This is a genomic window from Flavisericum labens (assembly GCF_045446075.1).
Taxonomy (GTDB): domain Bacteria; phylum Bacteroidota; class Bacteroidia; order Flavobacteriales; family Flavobacteriaceae; genus Flavisericum; species Flavisericum labens.
Genome location: NZ_JBJJBQ010000012.1, coordinates 60,709 through 83,455, shown reverse-complemented (window position 1 = coordinate 83,455; position 22,747 = coordinate 60,709). Strand labels below are relative to the sequence as shown.

The 22,747-nt window shown below is 37.0% G+C and carries 9 protein-coding genes; 4 read left to right on the top strand and 5 right to left on the bottom strand.

What is annotated here, in order from left to right; all coding sequences use genetic code 11:
- Window positions 1–52 precede the first annotated feature (52 nt).
- From ACIEHO_RS15150 to ACIEHO_RS15130, 5 genes are all read right to left on the bottom strand, one after another.
- A complete protein-coding gene (locus ACIEHO_RS15150) occupies window positions 53–2,296 on the bottom strand; it encodes a pectinesterase family protein (protein WP_406973251.1) in 2,244 nt (747 codons plus the stop codon).
- 136 nt (window positions 2,297–2,432) lie between these two features.
- Complete coding sequence (locus tag ACIEHO_RS15145; RefSeq protein ID WP_406973249.1) at window positions 2,433–4,091, bottom strand: DUF4957 domain-containing protein; 1,659 nt, start codon at window positions 4,089–4,091, stop codon at window positions 2,433–2,435.
- Between the two features lie 12 nt (window positions 4,092–4,103).
- Complete coding sequence (locus ACIEHO_RS15140; RefSeq protein ID WP_406973247.1) at window positions 4,104–5,921, bottom strand: RagB/SusD family nutrient uptake outer membrane protein; 1,818 nt, start codon at window positions 5,919–5,921, stop codon at window positions 4,104–4,106.
- 24 nt (window positions 5,922–5,945) lie between these two features.
- Window positions 5,946–9,266 (bottom strand): SusC/RagA family TonB-linked outer membrane protein, encoded by a 3,321-nt coding sequence (locus tag ACIEHO_RS15135; protein ID WP_406973245.1) that lies wholly within the window; start codon window positions 9,264–9,266, stop codon window positions 5,946–5,948.
- A gap of 343 nt (window positions 9,267–9,609) precedes the next feature.
- Window positions 9,610–12,111, bottom strand: a complete 2,502-nt coding sequence (locus ACIEHO_RS15130) for a pectate lyase family protein (RefSeq protein WP_406973243.1) — start codon at window positions 12,109–12,111, stop codon at window positions 9,610–9,612.
- A 572-nt stretch (window positions 12,112–12,683) separates the two neighbouring features.
- Here ACIEHO_RS15130 and ACIEHO_RS15125 point away from each other — a divergent pair.
- From ACIEHO_RS15125 to ACIEHO_RS15110, 4 genes are all read left to right on the top strand, one after another.
- Window positions 12,684–18,683 carry a pectinesterase family protein gene (locus ACIEHO_RS15125; protein ID WP_406973241.1) on the top strand — a complete coding sequence of 2,000 codons (6,000 nt, stop codon included), beginning with the start codon at window positions 12,684–12,686 and terminating at the stop codon, window positions 18,681–18,683.
- Window positions 18,684–18,866: 183 nt separating this feature from the next.
- Window positions 18,867–19,640 carry a T9SS type A sorting domain-containing protein gene (locus ACIEHO_RS15120; RefSeq protein WP_406973239.1) on the top strand — a complete coding sequence of 258 codons (774 nt, stop codon included), beginning with the start codon at window positions 18,867–18,869 and terminating at the stop codon, window positions 19,638–19,640.
- 139 nt (window positions 19,641–19,779) lie between these two features.
- Entirely contained in the window at window positions 19,780–21,801 is a 2,022-nt protein-coding gene (gene pelA, locus ACIEHO_RS15115; protein ID WP_406973237.1) for a pectate lyase, read from the top strand.
- Complete coding sequence (locus ACIEHO_RS15110) at window positions 21,788–22,570, top strand: rhamnogalacturonan acetylesterase (protein WP_406973235.1); 783 nt, start codon at window positions 21,788–21,790, stop codon at window positions 22,568–22,570. The genes pelA and ACIEHO_RS15110 overlap by 14 nt, the downstream gene beginning before the upstream one ends.
- Window positions 22,571–22,747 lie beyond the last annotated feature (177 nt).

Here is a 22,747-nt window from a genome sequence, read left to right as displayed (position 1 = left end):
ATATTTTTGACAATCAGAGCAATTGTAACATAAAATATTTGGAACTTATGAATTATAATTCTGGATTCCAGTTATCTGTACCACCTAATACCTTTTCTTTGTTAAAACGAGAGAGGTCTTTTCGGCTTATTTTTTTAGCCCAATTTACCCGTGTTTTTGATGCACCGGGACCATAAGAATTATGCTCTGCATAAAACGTAGTTTCTTCGGCATGGGGTTTGCCCCAGTTGTGCCATCCTTCTGGTTTTATATGGTGGTCCATATAACAATCTATAAATACCGTTTGGGCATAATCGCGCCATGGCCTTCCTAAGTAGAAAGTCGCTTCGTCTGCACTTCCTGTTATTTTACAGTTTTTAAAGACAAAACCGTATTCTGTATTTTGGTTGGTTGAAGCGGCAGTAACGTAACCATTATTTTTACAGAATATTTCGCAATTTTCAAAATAGCCTGTGGACCATCCAAAAATAAAGTCGACCGTTCCTTCAATGTAGCAGTCTCTGTAATATTGTCTACTATTGCTTCCATGAAGGTAAAGGGTATCTTGATTTCCTAAGAATCTGCAATTTTCAAAAATTACTTTATCACCATCAACTCTTACGGCCACAGCTTGACCAATGGGGCCAGCACTATTTTCGAAAGTGATATTTTTTGCTTTAAAGTTATCACCGAAAACAAAAAATGAGGTTGAGCCCGTTGTACCCATTTCTTCACCAAATGTATTGTGTTTTTGGGCATAATCATCATTAGTTAAAATGGTTTTGTTTTTGTCTTCACCTACAAAAGTAACATTGGTTTTTGATGCTGGAAGGACTAACTTTTCTTTGTAAATACCATTTTTTATGAAGATTTTGGTTTCTGTTTTTCTGAAATCGGGGACAGCATCAATAGCTTTTTGTACGGTTTTGAAATTACCCTTTCCACTGGGGTCAACAACAAAATGATAGGTTTTGCCATTTACTTCGGTCAATTTTGGTGTGGTGTCGATTAATGAATTGGCATACACTTCAACATTGGAATACTGTTCGTTTAAACTATTGAGCTTGCTATCTTTTTCGATGGGATTTAAACCGTTTTGTTCTTCCCAATAATCGGGGATGCCATCTTTGTCAGAATCTGTTTTTCCAATTTTATTTTTTAGTTTGGGCCATCCGCCAACATCTTTTTGAGAATCGATAATGCCGTTTTTGAATTTTACATTGCCTTTTTTCGTGTTTTGAACCATTCTGGTATCAACCACATCGCGGTAAATATTGGCACCAGCATGTTTTAAAACATCTTCGAAAGCTTCTAAAGCTCTTGATGTTTTTATATTGTTACCGGTGTTTATTTCTGAACTTAGTTTTGTTGCTTGTGGGTTATCGCATTGTACACCACCAGCCCAATTGTTTTTGGTGATGTTTTCGAAACCGTGAACATAGTTTCCATCTACATAAAATTTTCCGTAAGGTTCAGATGGACTTACAATTCTGTCCAACTTTGAAGACGTTGTTGCAGGGCCAGATTTAAAATAATTATTGACTAAGTTGTATGTTCCATTTTCGCCACCATAAATATTATTTTCGCCCCAGTTGTAAATAACATTATTACGGAAATCAACAAATTCGTTTTCGGAATTTTGGGTGGTTTTGGAGCCGCTAAACCTAGGATTTCTGCTATTATTTGAAGCAATTAAGTTATGGTGAAAAGAGGCGTTAACGCCACCCCAAATACCGCCGTAACCGTGCGCTCCTTTTTTATGCACAGAGCGATTTAATGCCTCCGAAATGATACTCCATTGCAGGGTGAAATTTTTGTTGTTATAAAAAGACGCGTTTTCATCGGTTGCCCAACTTACCGAACAATGGTCTATAATAACATTTTTGGCATCTCTACAGCCTAATGCATCATCTTGAACTTGGTTAACATCGCCCATTCTAAATCTTAAATAACGAACAATTACGTTGTCTGCTTTTATGGTAAAAGGGTACCCTTTTAATGTAATGCCTTCACCAGGAGCGGTTTGCCCCAAGATGGTTAAATTTCCTTTGCCTGGGTTGACGTCTAAGTCTGATTTTAACTCAATAGTGCCAGATACTGCAAAGACAATAATTCTTGGTTCTTTTTTAACGATACCTTTTCTAAAACTTCCTTCACCATCATCGTTGAGATTGGTAACGGTATATACCAGACCGCCTCTACCGCCTGTGGCATGTTTGCCAAAACCTTCGGCAGTGGGGAAGGCTAGGTTTTGTGCTATACTCATATTAAATGTAATAAAGAGAAGCGTGAAGAATAAGAATGTTTGTTTTTGCATTAAGTTTTGGCTTATTTATAAGATTTCAATGAATCAATGTAGAAAAATTAATTTAAAATAAAAGTGGATACCTTAAAGTTTTTGGCTTTTTAGGTATCCACTTTTTCTAGGTCAGGAAATTGACCTTATGGTTGTTTTATAATTTTACTCGCCATCTAGGATCTCCGGTAGTAAATCTACCAATAAAATCTGAACCTAAGAAGTTGAAATTGCTATTGGCGGGATCTACCCAAAGTGCTTGTTGGCTTTTACCAGCATTTCCGATAGGAAGTGCTTCAATTGGATTTGACGTCCATGAAAAGTCTGAAACCGTAAAGGTGTTGTTAATGTTAAAGACAGTATTGTCTAAACCTTGCCGTCCTCGGGTAGAGTAAACTTCAGATTCATTTGTATCCCAAGAATGTCCAAAAATTGAATTCGTGATAGTAATGCCATTGGTGACATTATCTTTACCATCACCGCCACGCCATCTAAACATTTGTCGACCAGATTCATTAATATTGGCAAGAGTACAATTATCAATGAGGATAGATTCAGAATTATTTCTTGAAATTAAGAAATAAATGGTGTGATTAAATGTACTGTTTGTTAATTGAATGTTTCTAAGTTCAGCAGTGTCCTTATCACAGGCTGCAACACCGTAGCCGTTAATACTATCTACTACACTGTTGTTGATGATATAATTATTAACTATTGAAGGGTTATCTTTTTGTCTAAAAATACCTCTAAAATTGGTTACATAACAATTATCAATCTTAAATTCGTTTAATGTAGCGGCTTTGCTAATATTAATTACATATTTACCACCCCAGTCTGTTCCACGCAACTCTAAGTCTACAAATCGTAAATGATCAACATTGGCATCGGTTTCTAGGTCAAAATTGCTTGGAAACATTAATTTCGCTCTTTGTTCACCAAAACCGTAAGCGGCGCGTATGGTAACTGATTTATCTAATCGCATACCAGGCGCGTCATATTCAGAACCTCTTGAAACTAAAATAGTAGCACCATCAGGAGATGTATTCAACGCACTTGATACGGCACCTGGATCTAAATCTTCCCTAAGGTCGATTAAATTTGGCACTGTTGTATAATCTAATTCAGCTTCTAAAGTGGTGTAGTTTACCCAACCTCTTAATTCAGAACCACTGTATATTGCGATTTGATAATCGGATGCTGGCTCAAGTCCTTCAACAAATGCTTCACCCGCTAAAAATTCTTCTTCCGTTACTGGAGTTTCAGGAAACAACGGTGTTTGAAGCCTTAAATCGTCAGGACCAAATACTTTAATACCTGTAATGGCATCACCTAATGGTTCCCAAGTTACCCTTGCAGTTACGTCAATAACATCATAAGTAGCTGGAACGTTCAGTATAGATGGGAATCTCTGTGTTCTTACACTTCCAAAATCTGAAATTCGACTATCAAATTCCGCATTCGCTTCGTGAGCGGTTGCTCTTACTTGGTAAATCGTGTTCCAAAACAGCTCTTCGTTTTTACCATTGGTGTTTTCATTTATTTCTACATAATTTGTATCAGATGGTATGGTATATTCTATAGTGGCAAAACTGTCTCTGCTCACTTCAATAGTGTACCCAACGGCTCCTTTAAGCTTCCCCATGTTTACAACTATGGTGTTGCCTTCAGAGAACAGGTTCTGATTAAGAACTGGTCGGAACAAACGTGTTTTATCGTATGTTTGATCGTCATCTTTATCACATGCGTTAAACATGGTTACAAGTAAACATAAAAACAATATAGTTTTTATATTAAATAGGTTATTCTTTGTTTTCATAATCATTTTTTTTTAATTAAAACCGTATCCATCATTGCTTAAAGTACCCTGACTATTATCAACGGCTGTTACAGGTTTAGGGAAAATGTATCTAACTACGCCAGGATTAGGGCCGTTTACATAGTTTTCAAAGTCGGTTAAAATGAAACCCTGATAAGTGGTTTGGTCATTATGTAGACCTAACAAAAAGGTTTCCCTAATCCAAGTATCATCTGGTGCAGCAACCACTTTGTTATCTGGGTTGAGTACCTGGAAATTACCATCGTCGTCCGTTTTCCAGTACATATAGTCTGGTCCTGAACCTATTCCAGCGAAAGCATCATCAGCTAACTTTTTTAAACCTTCAACTGTTTCCACCATTTTGTCGTAGTAAAGGTTCCAACGAATCAATTCATATTTACGAATCATTTCACCGCCAAACTCCCATGCACGTTCATCTACAATAGCGTCAAAAAATGCATCTTTTGATACGGAAATTTGTGCCATATAAGCATCTACTTTTGTACTCCAATCTGCAGGGTCAAACGCTCTTTGACGAACTCTTTTGAAGGCGTTTTGAGCTTCCATGGTAGGCCCATTCAATTCGTTTTCTGCTTCAGCGAACATCATAAGCACATCAGAGTAACGCATCATTACCCAGTTGATACCCGTTCCTTTAGCAGACTCTCTTCCTGGAGGTTCTGGTAATAAACGTCTATTCCATTTTCCTTGAGAGATATTACGAACACCAACGTGGTCTAAAGTATCTTCCATAGTTACTCTAAACAGTCCACAGGTTACCTCTCTACGTAAATCTTTGCTATCGAAAGACATGTAGTAAGTAGCGGGTATGGCCATATAGTTTCCACCCGATCCATAGTCATGCTTAGCATCAGTTCCACCTTGTACGCTAATACCAATATTCCAACCTACATCTCCACCGCCAAGGGCAAATGGGACTTCAAAAAGAATTTCTCTATTTACAGGAGAGATAAATATATTTTGGTTATAAAATATTTGTCTAAAGTCAGTTGGTAATTCTCTGTCTTTTAAATCTATTAATTTTTTAGAATACTGTCTAGCAATTTCATAGTAATCTAAATAGTCGCTGTCGCGAACCATGTTAAGGTCTGGCTTTAAATAATATCCACCACGTTGTAACGCTAAACGTGCAATCATACCAAGGGTATATTCACGGTTTACTTGCTCGATACCGTAAGGTAAGGCTTCTCCCCATTGCATACCCTCTTCAACATCTATTAAATGTTGAATTTCACTTGCTAGTATATCATTTCTAGGTGATTCTTCAACAAAGAAATTAGCACCAGCAACCGGAGCTTCTGTAATATAAGGTACATCGCCAAAATGATAAGCCAACATACTGTACCAGTATGCTCTTAAAGTATGGGCCTCACCTAAAAGGTGTTTGAATGTGTTTTGTACTGTAACATCTTCAGAATTCAGGCTGCCTGAGTTTTGAATACCTTCAATAGCAATATTGGCATCTCTAATGGCACGGTATGCGAAAGTCCAAACAATATTTAAATCGTTGTTTGAATTGGTTGCGTCAACATTCCATATCTCACGTCTACCATTGTCTTGCGTGTTATTTCCAATACCTCCAAGTTCAATATCTGTGTTACCAGTCATGTTGTTGGATAATCTTGAGCGGAACGCATCTTGGTTAAAGTATGAGTAAACTGCATTTACACCATTTCTGGCATCATCAACGTTGGAATAGATATAATTTAAATCGAACGTTGAAATGGAATTGGGTTCCAAAAAGTCTTTGTCACACGATGTAGCTATGATAACCATAGGTATTATAGCTAGTATTAGTTTAAGTTTCATATTGATAATTTTCTTTTTCATAAATTAAAATGTTGCATTAATACCGAATGTATAAGAACGCGCTCTAGGGAAAGATGATTCATCTACACCTGGAGTGAAGGGGTTACTGTTTGTGTTAACCTCTGGGTCATACCCTGAATATTTCGTCCAAATAGCAAGGTTTCTTCCTGTCGCAAATACTCTAAATTTAGATAAACCAATTTTAGAAATTAACTTACTAGGTAAACTATAGCCTAAAGTTACGTTATTTAATCGTAAAAAGGAACCATCCTCTATGGCCCAGTCGTGAACAACCGCCGCAGCTACACCATGACTGGCATGAGACCAGATGTTTTTACCTTGGTTCAATGCACGTAAGTCCTCTAAGTCTGTAACAATACCGCCAGGAGTTCCTGTATAAGTACCATCAACATCTAGATAGGTGAATCTGTTCTCTAAGCTCATAGTGGTTAACAAATTACCGTTGTTAATTCTTCTAAATTGATTAAACTGAATTTTACCGGTATTGTAAACGTCGTTACCTACTTGATAGTTGAAGAAAGTAGAAAGGTCAAAGTTTTTCCATCTTACGTTAACTCCAAAACCACCTTGAAAATCAGGTAATGCGTTACCTATAATTCGTCGGTCATTATCACTGTCAATTACACCATCGTCATTTAAATCTTTTAATTTTAAGGAACCAGGTCTAACCTGAGCACCTCCAACGGTGGAGTTAGAATCGGCAATACCATCTTTTAAGATATAGTCACCAGTTACTTCATCATAACTTTCAAAATCGTCAACACTATAGAATCCGTCAGTTACAAACCCATACATGTTACCAATTTTGCCACCTAATTCAAGAATGTAATCGTTTCTGTTTCTAAGGTCGGTACTAGCCCAGTTAGATTGAGCAAATCGTGACTGTGTACCATCTAATTTCTCAATGGTCAATACGTTATGGCCAATGTTAAAGTTGGTTGATAAAGTAAAATCGTTAGTATCTATAATATAGGCTGTAAGTCCCATTTCCACCCCTTGGTTTGCTGTACTACCAATGTTGGCATATTCTTCATTAAATCCTGTAGAAGTAGGAATTGCACTTGTATATAATAGGTCTCGAGTTTCGTTTCTATAGTAATCTATACTACCATTCAATCGTTTGTTGAACATGGTGAAATCTAAACCGTAGTTACTTGTTACCGTTGTTTCCCAAATTAAATCAGGGTTGTAAAGAGAACTACTGTCTGGGGTATAATAGATGTTATCTACATTCCCAAATCCAGGACCTCTGTTGGTTGTTCCTTGAAAAAGGAATTGGGTTAAGCCGGAACCAATACGGTCGTTACCGGTTTCACCATAGGAAATTCTAAGTTTAAGCTGATCTACAAAATCAACATCTTGCATAAAATCTTCTTCGTCCATTTTCCAAGCGAACGATAATGCCGGGAATATACCTAAAGAGTTTTCTTTTGCAAATTTACTAGATTGGTCAGCTCTTGCTGTAAAGGTGAAAATGTACTTATTTTGCAAGTTAAAGTCAAATCTACCAAAGAACGACTTTCTGTTTGTAGGAGTAAATTCTCCACCAGATATTCTGTCTACATCACCAAATTGCATGTTTGCGAATAATTCTTCTGGAGTAACTGATAAACGGAAGTTTTCAGCCCTAAGGAAATTTGAATCCCCCCCGCTTGAAGAAATTTCATGACCTAATAAAACATCTAATTTAGATTCTCCCCAATCCTTTTTATAGTTTAAGGTATTAATCCAACGGTAGTTGTCAGACTGTCTTTGAGTTCTTTGTCCTAGAGGCAAGCTACCTCCATTGTTAAAAGACTCACTGGTTAAAGGGCCATAAAACCTTAAATCAGTTCTAAAATCTTTTGAACGAGAGAAAGATGATTTTGCTGTAATGTCGTCTGTTACATTCCAAGTTAACGCTGCATTAAAAACGTAGTCATGGTCTGTACGTTTTCTCCAGTCTTGCTTTACCAATTCGTTAGGGTTAATTAAACCTAATAAAAATTGTTGAAAATCATCATTATCCGTTACTTGGTTTAAATCGATATCCAATTCATCGGCAATACCGTTTACAGGACGCGTTTGCACAGCATCTTTAATACTTAATTGTCCGCTTGAAGTACCAGCACCATCTCTAATAGAGTTTGTTATCCTAGTTTGAACGTCAAATTTAAGGCGGTCAGATATTTTTTGATTTAATTTAAAGTTGATTGCTGTTCTTTGGTATCCAGAACCAGTAAGAAGCCCTTCGTCATCATTATGGGAAATACTCAAGTTCATCTTGGTCAATTCTGTACCACCTCCAATAGAAAGGTTATGGTATTGAGATAATCTAGAGCCACCAAATAATTCGTCTTGCCAATCGGTTGGCTTTTTTTCTTTGTATAACTCTAAGTCATCATACTTACCAAAGAATTTTTCAAAACCTTCAACAGCAGTTTCTCCTCTTAACGCTTGGTATTCATAATTTGCCAAAACAAATTCATAAGGACTTAAAACATCATATTTTCTGTCATTAGGTAATTCATTGAAAGTAAAAAAGTTGTTATATGAAACAGACGTTTTTCCTTCCACTGGATTTTTTGTGGTAACAACAATTACACCATTTGATGCTTGAGCACCATAAACAGCAGTCGCCGCCGCATCTTTTAATACATCGATGCTCGCAATGTCGTTAACAGGAATGTTATCAATTCCTCCAACAATGAAACCGTCTACTACAAATAATGGGCTGTTATCTTGAGAAAGCGATGTACCACCCCTTACTCGAATTCTGATACTTGCACCAGGCTCGCCATCGGCAGAGGTTACATTAACACCAGGTAATCTACCGGAAAGCGCTTCAGCTGCATTCGCAACAGGAATTGTAGAAAGTGCTTTGCTGTCAATGCTAGCCGTAGAACCAGTCATGTCTAACTTGTTTACTTTTCCATAACCATAATCAACTATTACAATCTCGTCTAATTGGCTTACATCAACTTCTAATGTAACATTGATTGTTGTTTGTCCATTAACGGCTACTTCTTGTGTTTTGTAGCCCACATAAGAAAACGATAAAGTAGCATTTGAGTCTACATTGTTTAATGTGTAGTTTCCATCAAAATCTGTTGAGGCACCATTGGTCGTCCCTTTTACAAGAACGGTTACACCAGGAAGCGGACCTCCCAGTTCACCTCCGTCAGTAATTACACCGCTCACACTTATGTTGTCTTGTGCATAAATATTTGAGCTAAGCATAAATAAAGCAATAAATAAGGCATAGCAAACCTTATTTAAGCGTTCTCTTTTCTTCCGTAGTTTAAAAGAGAAAAAAAGATGATCAAATAATAAATAATTTGTCATAGAGTTTTAGTTTAATTAGTACTTGTTTTAAAGTTTGTTTGTGATTTACAACATAAAAATACCTAGTAAGGGAAATTACAGATGCAATCGATTGCACGAAATTATAACAATTTGTACAAAATCCAAATTAAATTTCTGCTATTTAACATAAATAAGGGTGTTTTTTTTGAAAACAACTAATTTGTTGCTTATTATTAAGAAAAACCCCGTTAAATTTAAATGGATTTTGGCTTGAATTGCAAAACGGTATTATTTATTTGGCCCCAATATAAGTAAAAAAAATGTAAATATTATAAACAACCCCGAAATCACCTTTCGGGGTTGTTTATATTGATTTATAGAATTAATTTTTGACTACTATTTTATCAATAACATCCTGAGCAGTTTTAATTTTTACTAAATAGCTTCCGGTATTTAAATTGGTCATGTCAACACGATTAACATGTTCTTCCGCGGCTTTAACCAGAACACCTAAAAGACTATAAATTCTAACTTCCTCCACTTTGGCCTCAGACGAAATATGGAGTATATCGCTTATTGGATTCGGGTACAACCTTAATTTGGTTTTTTGAATGTCGTTTACACCTAATGATTCATATTCAACACTCATAAAATAAAGATTGGCAACGCTGTCTTTAGTAATCTCATGAGAACCGGCAGGTAGTTCTAAAGTTAGAATACCGTTGGTTATGCCATAACTTGTTCCGTTTATTTTGATATCTCCAGAATACCCCTCGTTAAAAACCAATATTAAATTTGATGTAGCTGTAGTGGTAAAGGTTATACTGGTACTCGATTCAATTTTTAGACATTGTGTCAAGGTTAATCCGTTGTAATTTACGGTTCCTTTTGAATCTGAAAGGTTTCCTGTAATGGAATAAAATGTGCTGTTCGTTCCAGAAAGAGTAAAGTTGTGGATTTCATCTCCAGTGCTAGTTCCGCCTTCAACCGGAGTTGCTGAATCGAAATTAGATTCAATAGAACTATCAGCAACCACCCAATAAAAATAGGTTATGCCGTTGACTGCAGAATTATCTGTGTAGCTTAAAGTATTTGGGTCGGCGATATCGGTCAATTTAGTTCTTCCTGCAGGATCTGAATCGGTATCTCTAAATATTTCGTAGGCCGAGGCCGTGTAGTTGCTAACATTCCAGTTAAGGCTTACCAAGGCGTCGCCAGCATTTGCCGATAGCGTGATGGCTGGTTCTGGTCCAACATCGCCTTGAACACAAATTAAATCTGTAGTGTAACCCGTTAAAGCACTTTTTAAGCCTGGATCAACCGCATAAGAAGTATCGTCTGTTGCATTGTTAAATGTCCAATTGAAGTCGCCACCGTTCATGCGTCCCGCATATTGCATGACCTTCGTTTTAGCGCCTTCTGGACTATCGGGGATGTAATTATACATCACCGATGGGTTAGTGTCGAAATTATCATGGATGTTTCCTCCATAAACCGAAGTTACGTTGGCTGGCATGGTTTCATTTATTGTAGAAACAACATAAGCGTCAAAATCTACAGTAGAATTTGGAAAGTTGGTGTCGCCATATGCAACAAACCGTCTAGCTCCTTCAATATAATTGTTGAAGGCCTTGATGCTACCACCATCTTCCTTAGAAAATGTGGGCATATCAGAATAGTCATTTGAACCTGTGTTTTCATCATAAACATCCGAACCCTGCATAGAGGTTAAAATAGGGTATTTACAATTTCTGAAGTAGTTGGCTTCAACAAATATAGATGAGCCGTTGGTTGCACCGACACCATACTTTGAATTTCCGTCGTAATAATTGTTGTAAACATGTGCCGAGTAATATCGAACTCGCGGATGTCTTGAATCAGAGTGGTCATACCAGTTATGGTGGTATGTAATATATAAATCATCGGATGGGTCTTCACTTAATCCTAAAAGATTTGATTTTCCAGAATCCCAAAAGTGGTTATATGAAAAAGTAACATAGGTTGAGCGTTTGCAATCCAATGCACCATCGCCCTTGGCTTGGTCGGCATCACCGCCGGCATTTCCATAGAAGAAATCAACATTGTGTACCCAAATGTAATCATTATTTTGTTGCAAGCCAATGTTGTCGCCCTCGCTACTGTCGCAGTTCATGGAGCCCAGGTTGCGAATTTCAATGTTGGTAGCATTTTTAACTCGAATGCCCCAACCATCTGCAACGGCATCATCACCAACACCTTCAAATGTGATGTGGCTTAATGCATTATTCTTGTTTTCGATAACAATATCTCCGTTCAACATATATGAAGGGTCGGTTATTTGCCCGACAAGCCTAATAATTAGGGGTCTATTATCGTCACCTTTCTTAAAGCCATCTAAAATGGTTTGCAATCCGATACATGGATTTGAGTTTGCTCCGGTCACATGTAGTTCAATAGTGTTTTTAGTGTTTTCGGTGATATATAAAATCACAGCGCCAGATTTTGGCGTGCCATCCAGGTTGTAGCCTCCAGGCACTCGTCCGTTAGAAAAGGCAAATCCGGTGCGGTCGTGAGCAGCAACTGCTATGGTTTCACTGGTTGTGATGGTGCCCTCAATACCTGCGATAACTGGTGCAACGCTAACGGTATAGTTTCCCGCTTTTAGCCCTAAAACATCAGCTCGGTGGTAACCGTCATAGCATCTTATGAGTTGGTCATCTATTTTTTGATTGGAGATACCTTCTCCAGAGTAATATACATTGTAGCTTTCGGCTTCGGCAACATCGTTCCATTTAATAGATGCCGTTTCTAGCCAACCACTAGTCTCTGTAATAGTGGCGGTTTGTGCCATTGCAAAGGGAGCAATAAACAAAAAGAAAAGTTTTAAAGAGAGTTTTTTTGTCACGACTAAAAAGAGTTTAGTTTTTATTGTAATAACGTGCAATCGATTACCCAAATATAGTTTTTAATTTAAAAAAAATATTGTTTTAAAAATAAAAAACGATGAACGGCAGCTATTTAATCGGAATTTATCTAAAAAATGAATCCCAGTGCTTTATTATAAGGTTTAAAGTTTATAGTTATGATTGGTTATATAGTCATTGAGTGATTTTGTTAGAATTTAGACATAAATATTTACCAAGTTGATTACTTTATCCGGTAATGACGGATTATTGTTGTAAAATCTATCTTTTACTCTTTTTAATAATGTGGTGATATTTCCTATGGGATTTTGTTAAATTTTGAACAAAACAAGTTTTATTTTGATAGATTAATAATTTTATTATATATTTGGGCAATCGATTACATTAAGTCTTTTTATAATTTTTGCACCTCACTATTTTTAGTGACTATTGTTGAAAGACCGTTTTGTTGATTGGTTGCCCAAATTCTCACTTAGCTACAAAAACTAAAGATTTAATTTTAATCTGTTAAAATTGAATCACAACTAAACTTTTAACTAAATTATTTATGACAATGAAAAAATTTTACTTTTTCTTATTGATTCCTTTGCTATTTTTTTCGTTTTCGATACAAGGGCAAAATGTAGGTGTAGTCACCTACGATTTTAAAGATGGAATTATTATCGGTGCAGGACAAAGTGGTGATGGACTATTAACTTTAGGTGGAACTTACAGCCATCATGGTACAACTTATGGTCTTAACGCAAAAGTTGATGCAACCATAAGTATTCAAGTTGCAGGAAGTTGTACGGTAAGATTTCTTGGTTCGCAGTATTCATCTCTTGATGTAAAAGGAACTGCTGTTGATGATGGTGATTTAGGAACTCAAGTTGGAATGGTTACTAATGATTTATCTGACACTTTTGATTTTGTGTATTCGGGTCAGGCTGCCACACTCACGTTTACTACTGTAGCAGCTACAGGTAACGATTTGTACTTGCCATCAATCGAAGTCATCCCTGTTCAGGCTGGTAAAGATTTTACTCAAGCCGAAAAGAATGTTGCTTATTATTTTGACTTAAGAGACGAGAGTATCTATCCTGCAGGAGCAGGGAATCATGTGGAAGCAGGGCTAATTGTTATTGATGCAGGATGTTGTAATGGGATTAGTTTGAATGGTTCGCAACATGGCATTACTTTTAAAGACCAAAATACCATAACGCTTCAGGTAGCAGGCAACACTAAAATAAGGGTTGCTGGCGACCAATATTCAGGTGGTTCCATTGCCGCCTCAAGCACAACTGGTGCATTTGATATTTCTGAGCAACCTCATATGACTAGTGTTACTTACCCTCAAGGTGCTGATGGTGGTCCATGGGTAGACTTTACCTATGTAGGAGATGCTGGAACAGTGGTATTAACCGGCGTTGGTAGTACCAATTACATTCCTTATATCGAGCTGTCTCCAATTCCTTATGACATATCACTAAATTCCTATATTCAGAAATCAGGAACGGTTACACTCAATGGAGTTGATATTAATCTTACTTCTGGCGCTACTTCGGCAGATAATGCCGCTATTACCGTAAGTGCAGGGGTTGTCATCTCCGAGACAAACAATACGGGTATGATTGCCATTGATTTGGGTGGAGCTGATTTGTCGACCCTTACCCCATCAGTTTCTGGAGATATTGCATCGGCATCTATTAATGGGAATGATTTAGATATTACTTATGCCGATGGAGCTTCAGACCCTACAACATTTACCATTGAGTTGTTTGATAATAGTTATCTGCACGATACAGTGACTTACGATTTTAAGGATGGAACAATTATTTCCAATCAGCAAAGTGCTGATGGAAAATTAACCTTAGGAGGTGCCTATATCCATCATGGAACGCAATATGGATTAGACCTTAAGGTTGACCAAACCATTAGCATAGATGTTGATGGAAGTTGTACCGTAAGGTTTTTAGGGTCTCAATATTCAGGACTTGATGTTAAAGGAACAGCTGTTGATGATGGTGATTTAGGAACCCAAGTTGGAGTTGTTGTTAACGATTTGTCAGATACTTTTGATATTGTTTATTCCGGACCAGCTAGAACCTTAACATTTACTACCGTAGCCGCATCTGGCAATGATTTGTACCTACCTCAAATAGAAGTAATACCTGCACAGTTTGGTGTTGCTTACCTTTCAAACGAATCAAATATTCCTTATTATTTTGATTTTAGGGATCAAACAATTGTGCCACAAGATGCTCCTGGCAATGTAACCATTGAAAAAGGTTTAGTTAAAGTAGAATCAGGTGCATCAAATGCTTATGGCTTTCACAGTGCCCAGCACGGATTAAACTATAAAACGGGTAACATTATTACGTTACAGGTTTCAGGAAATAGTAAAATCCGATTGGCTGGAGACCAGTATTCCGGAGCAACAGTTGTGGCTTCTGTAACAACTGGTACGGGTAGTTTCGATATTGCGGAACAACCTCATGCAACAGCTGTAACTTACCCTCAAGGTGCTGACGGTGGGCCTTGGGTAGATTTTGTTTATGTGGGTACAGCCGGTACACTGAGCTTTGAAGCTACAGGCCAAAATTACTTGCCTTATATAGAAGTTTCACCAATACCTTACGATATTTCATTAACACCATGGGTTCAAAGATCTGGAACCATAACTATTAACGGAACGGAGATTACCTTTTTAGGTGGCGCCGATGCCGCTGAAGCCGCTGGCATTTCATTTACTATTGGAGACGGAACAGTATTTAGTGCTACAAATGAATCAGCCTCAATCGAAATAGATTTGGGAGGAACTGATTTATCGTCGTTCACACCGGCATTAACAGGCGATATTGCGTCTACTTCTGTAAATGGGAATGAACTTACCATTACGTTTACCGATGACGGAAATGATCCAACATCCTATATAATAAACATTTCAGATAGCTCGGCAGTGGTTACTGCTAATCCGGGTGAAACTTATGCGTATAATTTTGCAGATGGCTCTGAAATGCCTCAAACAAGTTATACATCGTTACGTTATGAAACGTTCAAAACAGCTGACGGTATTTTAACCATGAACAGTAATACCACGGATGAAGCAGGGCAGTTTGGTTATCATGATTCTAGCCACGGTGGCGTATTTTTCCCAGGAAATTCTTTTGAAATGATTGTAGCTGGAGATGCCACAATAACATTTATAGTTGATAAATATGGTGTTGCAGATGATGCCGTATTTGAATTTAGAGATACCAATGGTACCGTAATAGGTGAAATACCTGCCCAAAACATTGCAGATGGAACAGATGGAGTGCCAGTGAACTTTAGTTATGAGGGACCTGCCGGTACCATTACGGCAACTTTAGTAAGTGCAGGGTACCCAACAGCAGAAATCTATTTGCACGGTATGTCCATTGAAAATGCAGCGGAAATTGAACCTTCCAATGGAAAAATTGATGTTTGGGATTTCGGTGCCGAACAACTGGATGTCAACCTGTATAACAACAAATTAGATGAAACTAAAATAAATGCCTGGTACGATGGTGCTATAACCCCAGGTTCTTCAGGTAACGTTTTGCCTTCCTCTTGGACAGAAGGAGTGTTAAGTTGGTTTGGCGGTGGTAACGATCGGTTAAGAACATCCAATACCAACCTAACGCGATATGATGAATCAAGTGTAGTTTCGGGCTACAATGGTAGAATTTATGTAAATAGTGCAGGAGCAACAGGACGATACATGAGTTTAACCTTAAGTGAAGACGATGAGGTTACTTTGGCTATGTTGGCTCAAAGTGCAGGCGGGGAAATTCACTTTACCTATGTTCCCGATCCAGAAGCACAAGACGATGTTGTAAATGTTAATACAAGCAGCTCGATAACTATGGTCAACTTTGTTGCAAAAGCAGCCGGTAATTACCGCATTTATGATAGTGCAGATAAACCAAGTTATTTCAGAGTTGAAAGAAAGGATGCTACCTATAAAACATTAACAGGTAACGTTGATGTAACGCAGGCTGCTGGAATACCGGGCAATTATGAAATTGTGTTTACAAACGCAGCCGGTAAATCTTGGTCGGTGGCACCATCTAGTGGAACTTATAGTATAGATTTGCCTCAAGATTATAATTACGATTTAAGCTTGGCAAATGCCAACGGATATGTGATTAGTACTGCTAATACCATCTTAGTCGAAGAGTCGACAGCATCATTTGACGTGGACATTCAGCAAGTGGAATTATATACCGTAAGTGGAGCAATTACCGGATTAGGCTCAGAAATTTCTAATGCGGTAATAACCTATACACCAGACCCAGCAGCTAATAAAATATTTATGCCAGAGCCAATGATTGACACCGGGGCATCTACATACACCGTTCAATTAGAGCCTAATGTAGAATATACTATTTCAGCCGAAGGTGTTAATGATTTTGAAATAGTATCAAACACCATAATTATTGGAAATGCTGATCAATCGGCAGATATTGCCTTTACATTAAAACCTTTATATAATGTAACCATTAATGCGCCAGGTTTGGATGCTACGCAATTGAGTAAATTGGAGTTGACATTCAACAATTTAAACGAAGCTGGCTATACATATAACTTCACCGACGTTAGTACCGTTGCTTTGCGCGATGGTGTATACACTATTGATTATGCAGGTTTAGACGAATATCCAATTGAGTTGGCATTAACTTCCAATTTAAATGTATTTGGAGCAGATACTAGTAAAGACTTAATGTTCAATCCAGTAACCGAATGGAGTTTCGATGACAAAGTAATTTTAAACACGGATTTATACTATAAAGGACTGGCGCTATCTGGAATGCAAAACGAGATTGCCAAAGGGCACATTGTGGGTGGAGATACCGATACTATGACTGTACCATTAAATCCGGGAGAGAAAATGATAGTTACTTATTATTATTCGGCCGAATTTTCAATTGAAGGAGGCGATCCCGTTACAACTAACACTGGAAGTACTTCTAATTTTGAAACCGTAGAGTACGTTTATCCAGGTGGTTCTCCAGGTACTGCAACTATTACATGTTCAGGTGGAACAACGTATTTTACAAACATATCGGTAAGACCAGTTGTCGCGTTTTCTGATGTGATTACTGTTGGTACTGATAAGGATTATCAAACTATAAATGCAGCATTAAATGCGATTGCAGAAATGGACCGTCCTAATGACGAACGAGTAACAGTATTGATTGATCCAGCTAATTATGAAGAAATGATTGTAATTAGAAATAATAATATAACGCTTAAAAACGCAGCAGCTACCCCAAGTATAGCATTAGCGAACAAAGGAGTTGATATAGACCCGAATGCGGTAAGAATTACGTCTTATTACGGAACAGGTTATAATTACTTTAGCCAAGGAACTGATAATAAATGGAGTGCAGAGGTATTGGCGGTTAATAAAGCAAACGGTTATCAATTATATGATAATGTTTCTGGGTCAACCAACCAATCATACTGGTGTGCTACAGTGGTTGTTTTAGCCAATGGGTTTACCGCTGAAAATATTATTTTAGAAAATTCATTTAATCAATATATTTCATTAAAAGAGTCTGATGATATTGTTGAGGTTACCAACGCATCTCCAAGTGGTGGCGTAAGGCCAACAACTTATGGAGACACGTCTGTACAGGATAGAAGTTTAGGTTATGTAGAGCGTGCCGCAGCTATTGGTGTGGTAGGAGATAAAACTATTTTAAACAACTGTCGTATTGTAGGGCGTCAAGATTCCTTTTATGGTCAACATAATTCTAGAATAGCCATCTATAAAGGTGCTATTATGGGTGCTGTAGATTATTTGTTTGGAGGAATGATAGCTGTATTTTATCAATCAGATTTAGTTTTAAACACTAGTGATTCGGGTAGCGATGTAGCCTACATAACGGCAGCACAACACAGTGGAGGTAGAGGTTATTTAATGTACGAATGTAACATTAAATCTGCTGAACCTGGTGTGGAAACGGCTTCTACAAATTACGGTAAGCCAGGTTATTTTGGTCGTCCATGGGCGGCAACTACCAGTGAGGTTGTATTTTATAATACCAATATTGATGAATCTCAAAACCCAAGTTATATAGGACAATCTATGATTCTTCCAGAAGGTTGGAGAAATTCTTTAGGTGGTGAATCTGAATTTATGTATGAATACGGTTCTATAGAAGGTGCTTCAGGTGTTGATAATTCTGGAAGCAGAGCTTCGTGGTCAACTGTTTTGAGTACCCCGGTTCTAAACGATGGTACTGAAATAACCCTATTTAACTTTACAAAAGGAAATGACGGTTGGGACCCATTTGCAGAATTAGCTTTAGGTGTTGAAGATGTAATTGAAAGTTCAACGGCAGTTAAGGTGCAAGGTTACAACAATAGAATATATATATCTAATGTAAAATCGAGTGCCAAGGTTAATATTTACAGTTTAAGTGGTACTTTAATCAGGTCTATAAAAACTAATTCTGATACAGATTTTAGTTTTAGAACTGGTCTTTATGTCGTTACCATTAAAGACGAAGAAGGGCAAAAAGCATTAAAACTAATAGTTCACTAATTAATAGCAATTTTTCATTAAAAGAAGCACCCAGAAAACTGGGTGTTTTTTTATTTTATGTCAAATGTTTATAGGGGTAAGTTAAAAAAAAAAGGTTTTACTGTTTTTATTGTTTTTTTTTTATTTAATTTAGACAATCGATTACAATAGTGTAGTCGAATTAAACTAAAACTTATTTTTAATATGATGAAAAAATTACTTTTAATTATTTTACCAATGTTGTTTGTTACAACATTAACAATTGCCCAAGACAGAACTTGGGAAATTGGTACAACTTCTACCAGTTGGCCAGCAGATTTATCAATGGCTAATGACGAAACGATAGTGATAGATGGATTAACCGTTGCCGCGGTTAGTAATTCATTTGGTGCTATGAGACCTTCAACAAGCCTTAGTGGTCCATTTAGTGACGGTTATACACCTGATAATGAGTGGCCTGGAAACGGTAGTAGTGGCGGTAGCCCAATGCCAACAAGACGTTATTTTTCTTTTCCAGTAACTGGGCCTTCTACAATAAAAGTTTATTTTAGAGTTAATGGGACAGGCGGTCGTGCATGCGAGGTAAGTGATGGCACAAATGTATTAGGGACAGCAACTTCAGAAGATAATACTGAACCTATCCTTTTAACCACTACTTACGAAGGTACTGATCCCGTAACCATTTATGTGTATGCAACAGCTTCCATAAACTATCATAAAATTTCAGTAGTTGATGGACTTCTTGGTGTCGAGGACAATCTGTCTGCAGTTACAGCCAATATAAGAGCCGTTGGAAGCAGAATATATGTTTCTGATGTTAAATCAAATACCGAAATCAATATTTATAGCATCACAGGTGCATTGGTAAAATCATTAAAAACAAGTGTTAATACAGATTTTAGTATTAAGTCTGGATTATATATTGCTACAATAAAAACAGCTGAAGGACAAAAATCCGTTAAGTTGTTAACGAAATAGTTGTTTGTGTTGAATAAAAGGAGGGATATCTATTTTGGTATCCCTTTTTTTTATTTAAAAATATTTCAAAATCTTTAATTGTGAAATATTTTTGTTAGTTTGTCAGTTATAAACTAAACCTATTTAGACTATTATATATATGAAATCTCCTAAATACTTTATCACCATTTTTTTTGCTTTCCATTTGTTAAGCTCTAGTGTTATAGGGCAAGTTCATGACGTCTCTTGGCGGCGTATCGTGTACAAAGCAGATGGTAATTGGTTTGCTACCCAAGAAGCAAAACGAATAGCCAATAACGTTTTGCTTTATCAACGCGATATTGGTGGCTGGCCAAAAAATATAAAAATGCATGAGCAACTTTCCGAAAATAAGAAAGCCGAACTGAAGCAGCAAAAAAGTAGCACAAATGATGTTACTACTGATAACGGAGCAACTATCCAAGAAATGCGCTTTCTATCAAAAATGTACCGTCAAGTGCCAGATGAGCGCTATAAAGCGGCATTCCTTAAGGGATTAGAATATATTTTAGAAGCTCAATATGAAAATGGTGGTTGGCCACAATTCTACCCTTTAAGAGAAGGTTATTATAGCCATATTACCTTCAATGATGATTCTATGGTGAATATTTTAAATCTGCTAAAAGATTTAAAGGACAATCCTCATAAGATTTCCATAAAGCCGTCGGACGAAATCATAGAAAAGATACAGATGGCATTTAATAAAGGAGTGGACTGTATTTTAAAAACCCAATACAAACAAAACGGGGTATTAACTGGTTGGTGTGCGCAACATCACGAAAAGACATTAGAACCTGCTAAAGCAAGAAGTTATGAGCTGCCCTCACTAAGCGGAAAAGAATCAGCTGGTATTGTTCTGCTGCTTATGTCAATTGAAAAGCCTTCAGAAGAGATAAAAAATGCTATAAAAAAGGCAGTTGAGTGGTTTGAAGCTGTAAAGGTTACTGGCATAAGGCAAGATTATGTTTTAAATGATAAAGGCCGTTTTGTTGATAAGAAAATTATAGAAGATTCTGATGCTAAACCGCTTTGGGCGAGATTTATGGAGTTGGAAGATAATACACCTTTTTTCTGTGATAGAGATGGTATAAAAAAATCAACCATGGCCGAAATTGGGTTAGAGCGCAGGCGTGGTTATGCATGGTATACTGATGACCCTCAGGAAGTTTTGGATTTGTATCAGAAATGGAAGTCCAAACACACTGCAAAAAGGACTAATAAAAATCCTAAAGATGAATATAATATGGTTGTGGCCAAAGACGGAAGTGGTGATTTTACAACCATCCAAGAAGCCATTAATGCTTCCAAATCCTTTCCTTATCAAAGAGTCATTATTAATATTAAAAATGGCGTTTATAACGAAAAGGTTCATGTTTATTCATGGAATACACACGTTTCGCTCATTGGCGAAAGCAAAGAAAATACCGTAATTGTCTATGATGATTTTTTCAAAAAAATAAATTTAGGTAGAAACAGCACCTTTCATACATCAACGCTTTTAGTGGAAGGAGACGATTTTTTAGCAAAAAACCTAACCATAAAAAACGTCGCGGGTCCTGTTGGGCAAGCCGTGGCGCTTTCGGTAAATGCAAACCGATGTTATTTTAAAAATTGTGCACTAATAGGTTCTCAAGATACCCTTTATACGGCTGGAGAAGGGTTTAAGCAGTATTTTAAAGATTGTTATATTGAGGGCGCAGTTGACTTTATTTTTGGAGGTGCGACTGTTCTTTTTGAAAATTGTAGGTTGCACAGCAAATCAGATTCTTATATAACGGCTGCCTCAACACCACAGGGACAAAAATTTGGTTATGTGTTTAAAAACTGTAAACTGACCGCTGAAAAAAATGTTAAAAAAGTTTATTTGGGAAGGCCTTGGCGATTTAATGCAAAAACAGTGTTTATCAATTGCGAAATGGGAAGCCATATTCTTCCAGATGGTTGGAACAATTGGGGCAAAAAAGAAGCCGAAGTTCAATCTTTCTATGCCGAATACAATTGTTCTGGCCCAGGTTATCAACCTGAAAAAAGAGTAGATTGGTCACACCAATTAAAAAAGCATGAAGCAAAAAAATATACAAAACAAAATATTCTAACTACACAAAACAACAAATCAAAACTAAACTGGTATGAACGTTTTTAGAACAATGTCACTTTTATTTTTAATTACTCTTTTTGGCTGTAATAATAAAGTTGGTCAAAAGGAAAAGACAGAAAAGGAAACTGTAACCAATGATTTCACCATTTATTTAATTGGCGATTCTACTATGGCCAACAAAAAGAATCCTGAAAACAATCCAGAACATGGTTGGGGGCAGGTCTTACCACAGTACTTTAAGGAAAACGTCACAATTGATAATCGGGCAGTAAATGGCCGAAGTAGCCGCAGCTTTATTGGCGAAGGACGTTGGGATTCTATTTTAAAAACTTTGAAGCATGGCGATTACGTGTTCATCCAATTTGGGCATAACGACCAAAAATTTAAATCGCCCGACCGATACACAAATCCGCATGTTACTTACAGGCATAATCTTATGCGGTTTGTTGAAGAAACCAGGGAAAAAGGAGCCACTCCTGTGTTGTTTTCATCTATTGCAAGGCGAAATTTTAATGAGCATGGCACCCTTATCGACACCCATGGTGAATACCCTCTAGAAACTAGGTTGGTAGCAATGGAACTTAACGTACCTTTTATCGACCTTCAATATTTTACAGAGCACTTAGAAGAAAGATATGGTGTTGAGGGTTCAAAAAAACTACATTTACATTTTGAAGAAGGAGAACATCCGTATTACAAAAATGGTAAAAATGATAATACCCATTTGTCAAATTTAGGAGCAAATGAGGTGGCTAAATTGGCCTTGGCGGAACTTGAAAAAGTAATTGAAGCTTTATCTCTTCACATAAAATAATACGAATTTTTAAAAGGTCTTCTGGAATTTCTTTTATTTTTGTTTAGTTGTGCTTTCTTTTATTTGTTTTTTTTAGGTTGAAAATATTACGTTTGCTTTGTAGTCTATTGTATGCAATAAACACAAAAGTGTTTTAATGGATGATGATGTGTTAAAATAAAGGCAAAAAATCAACAT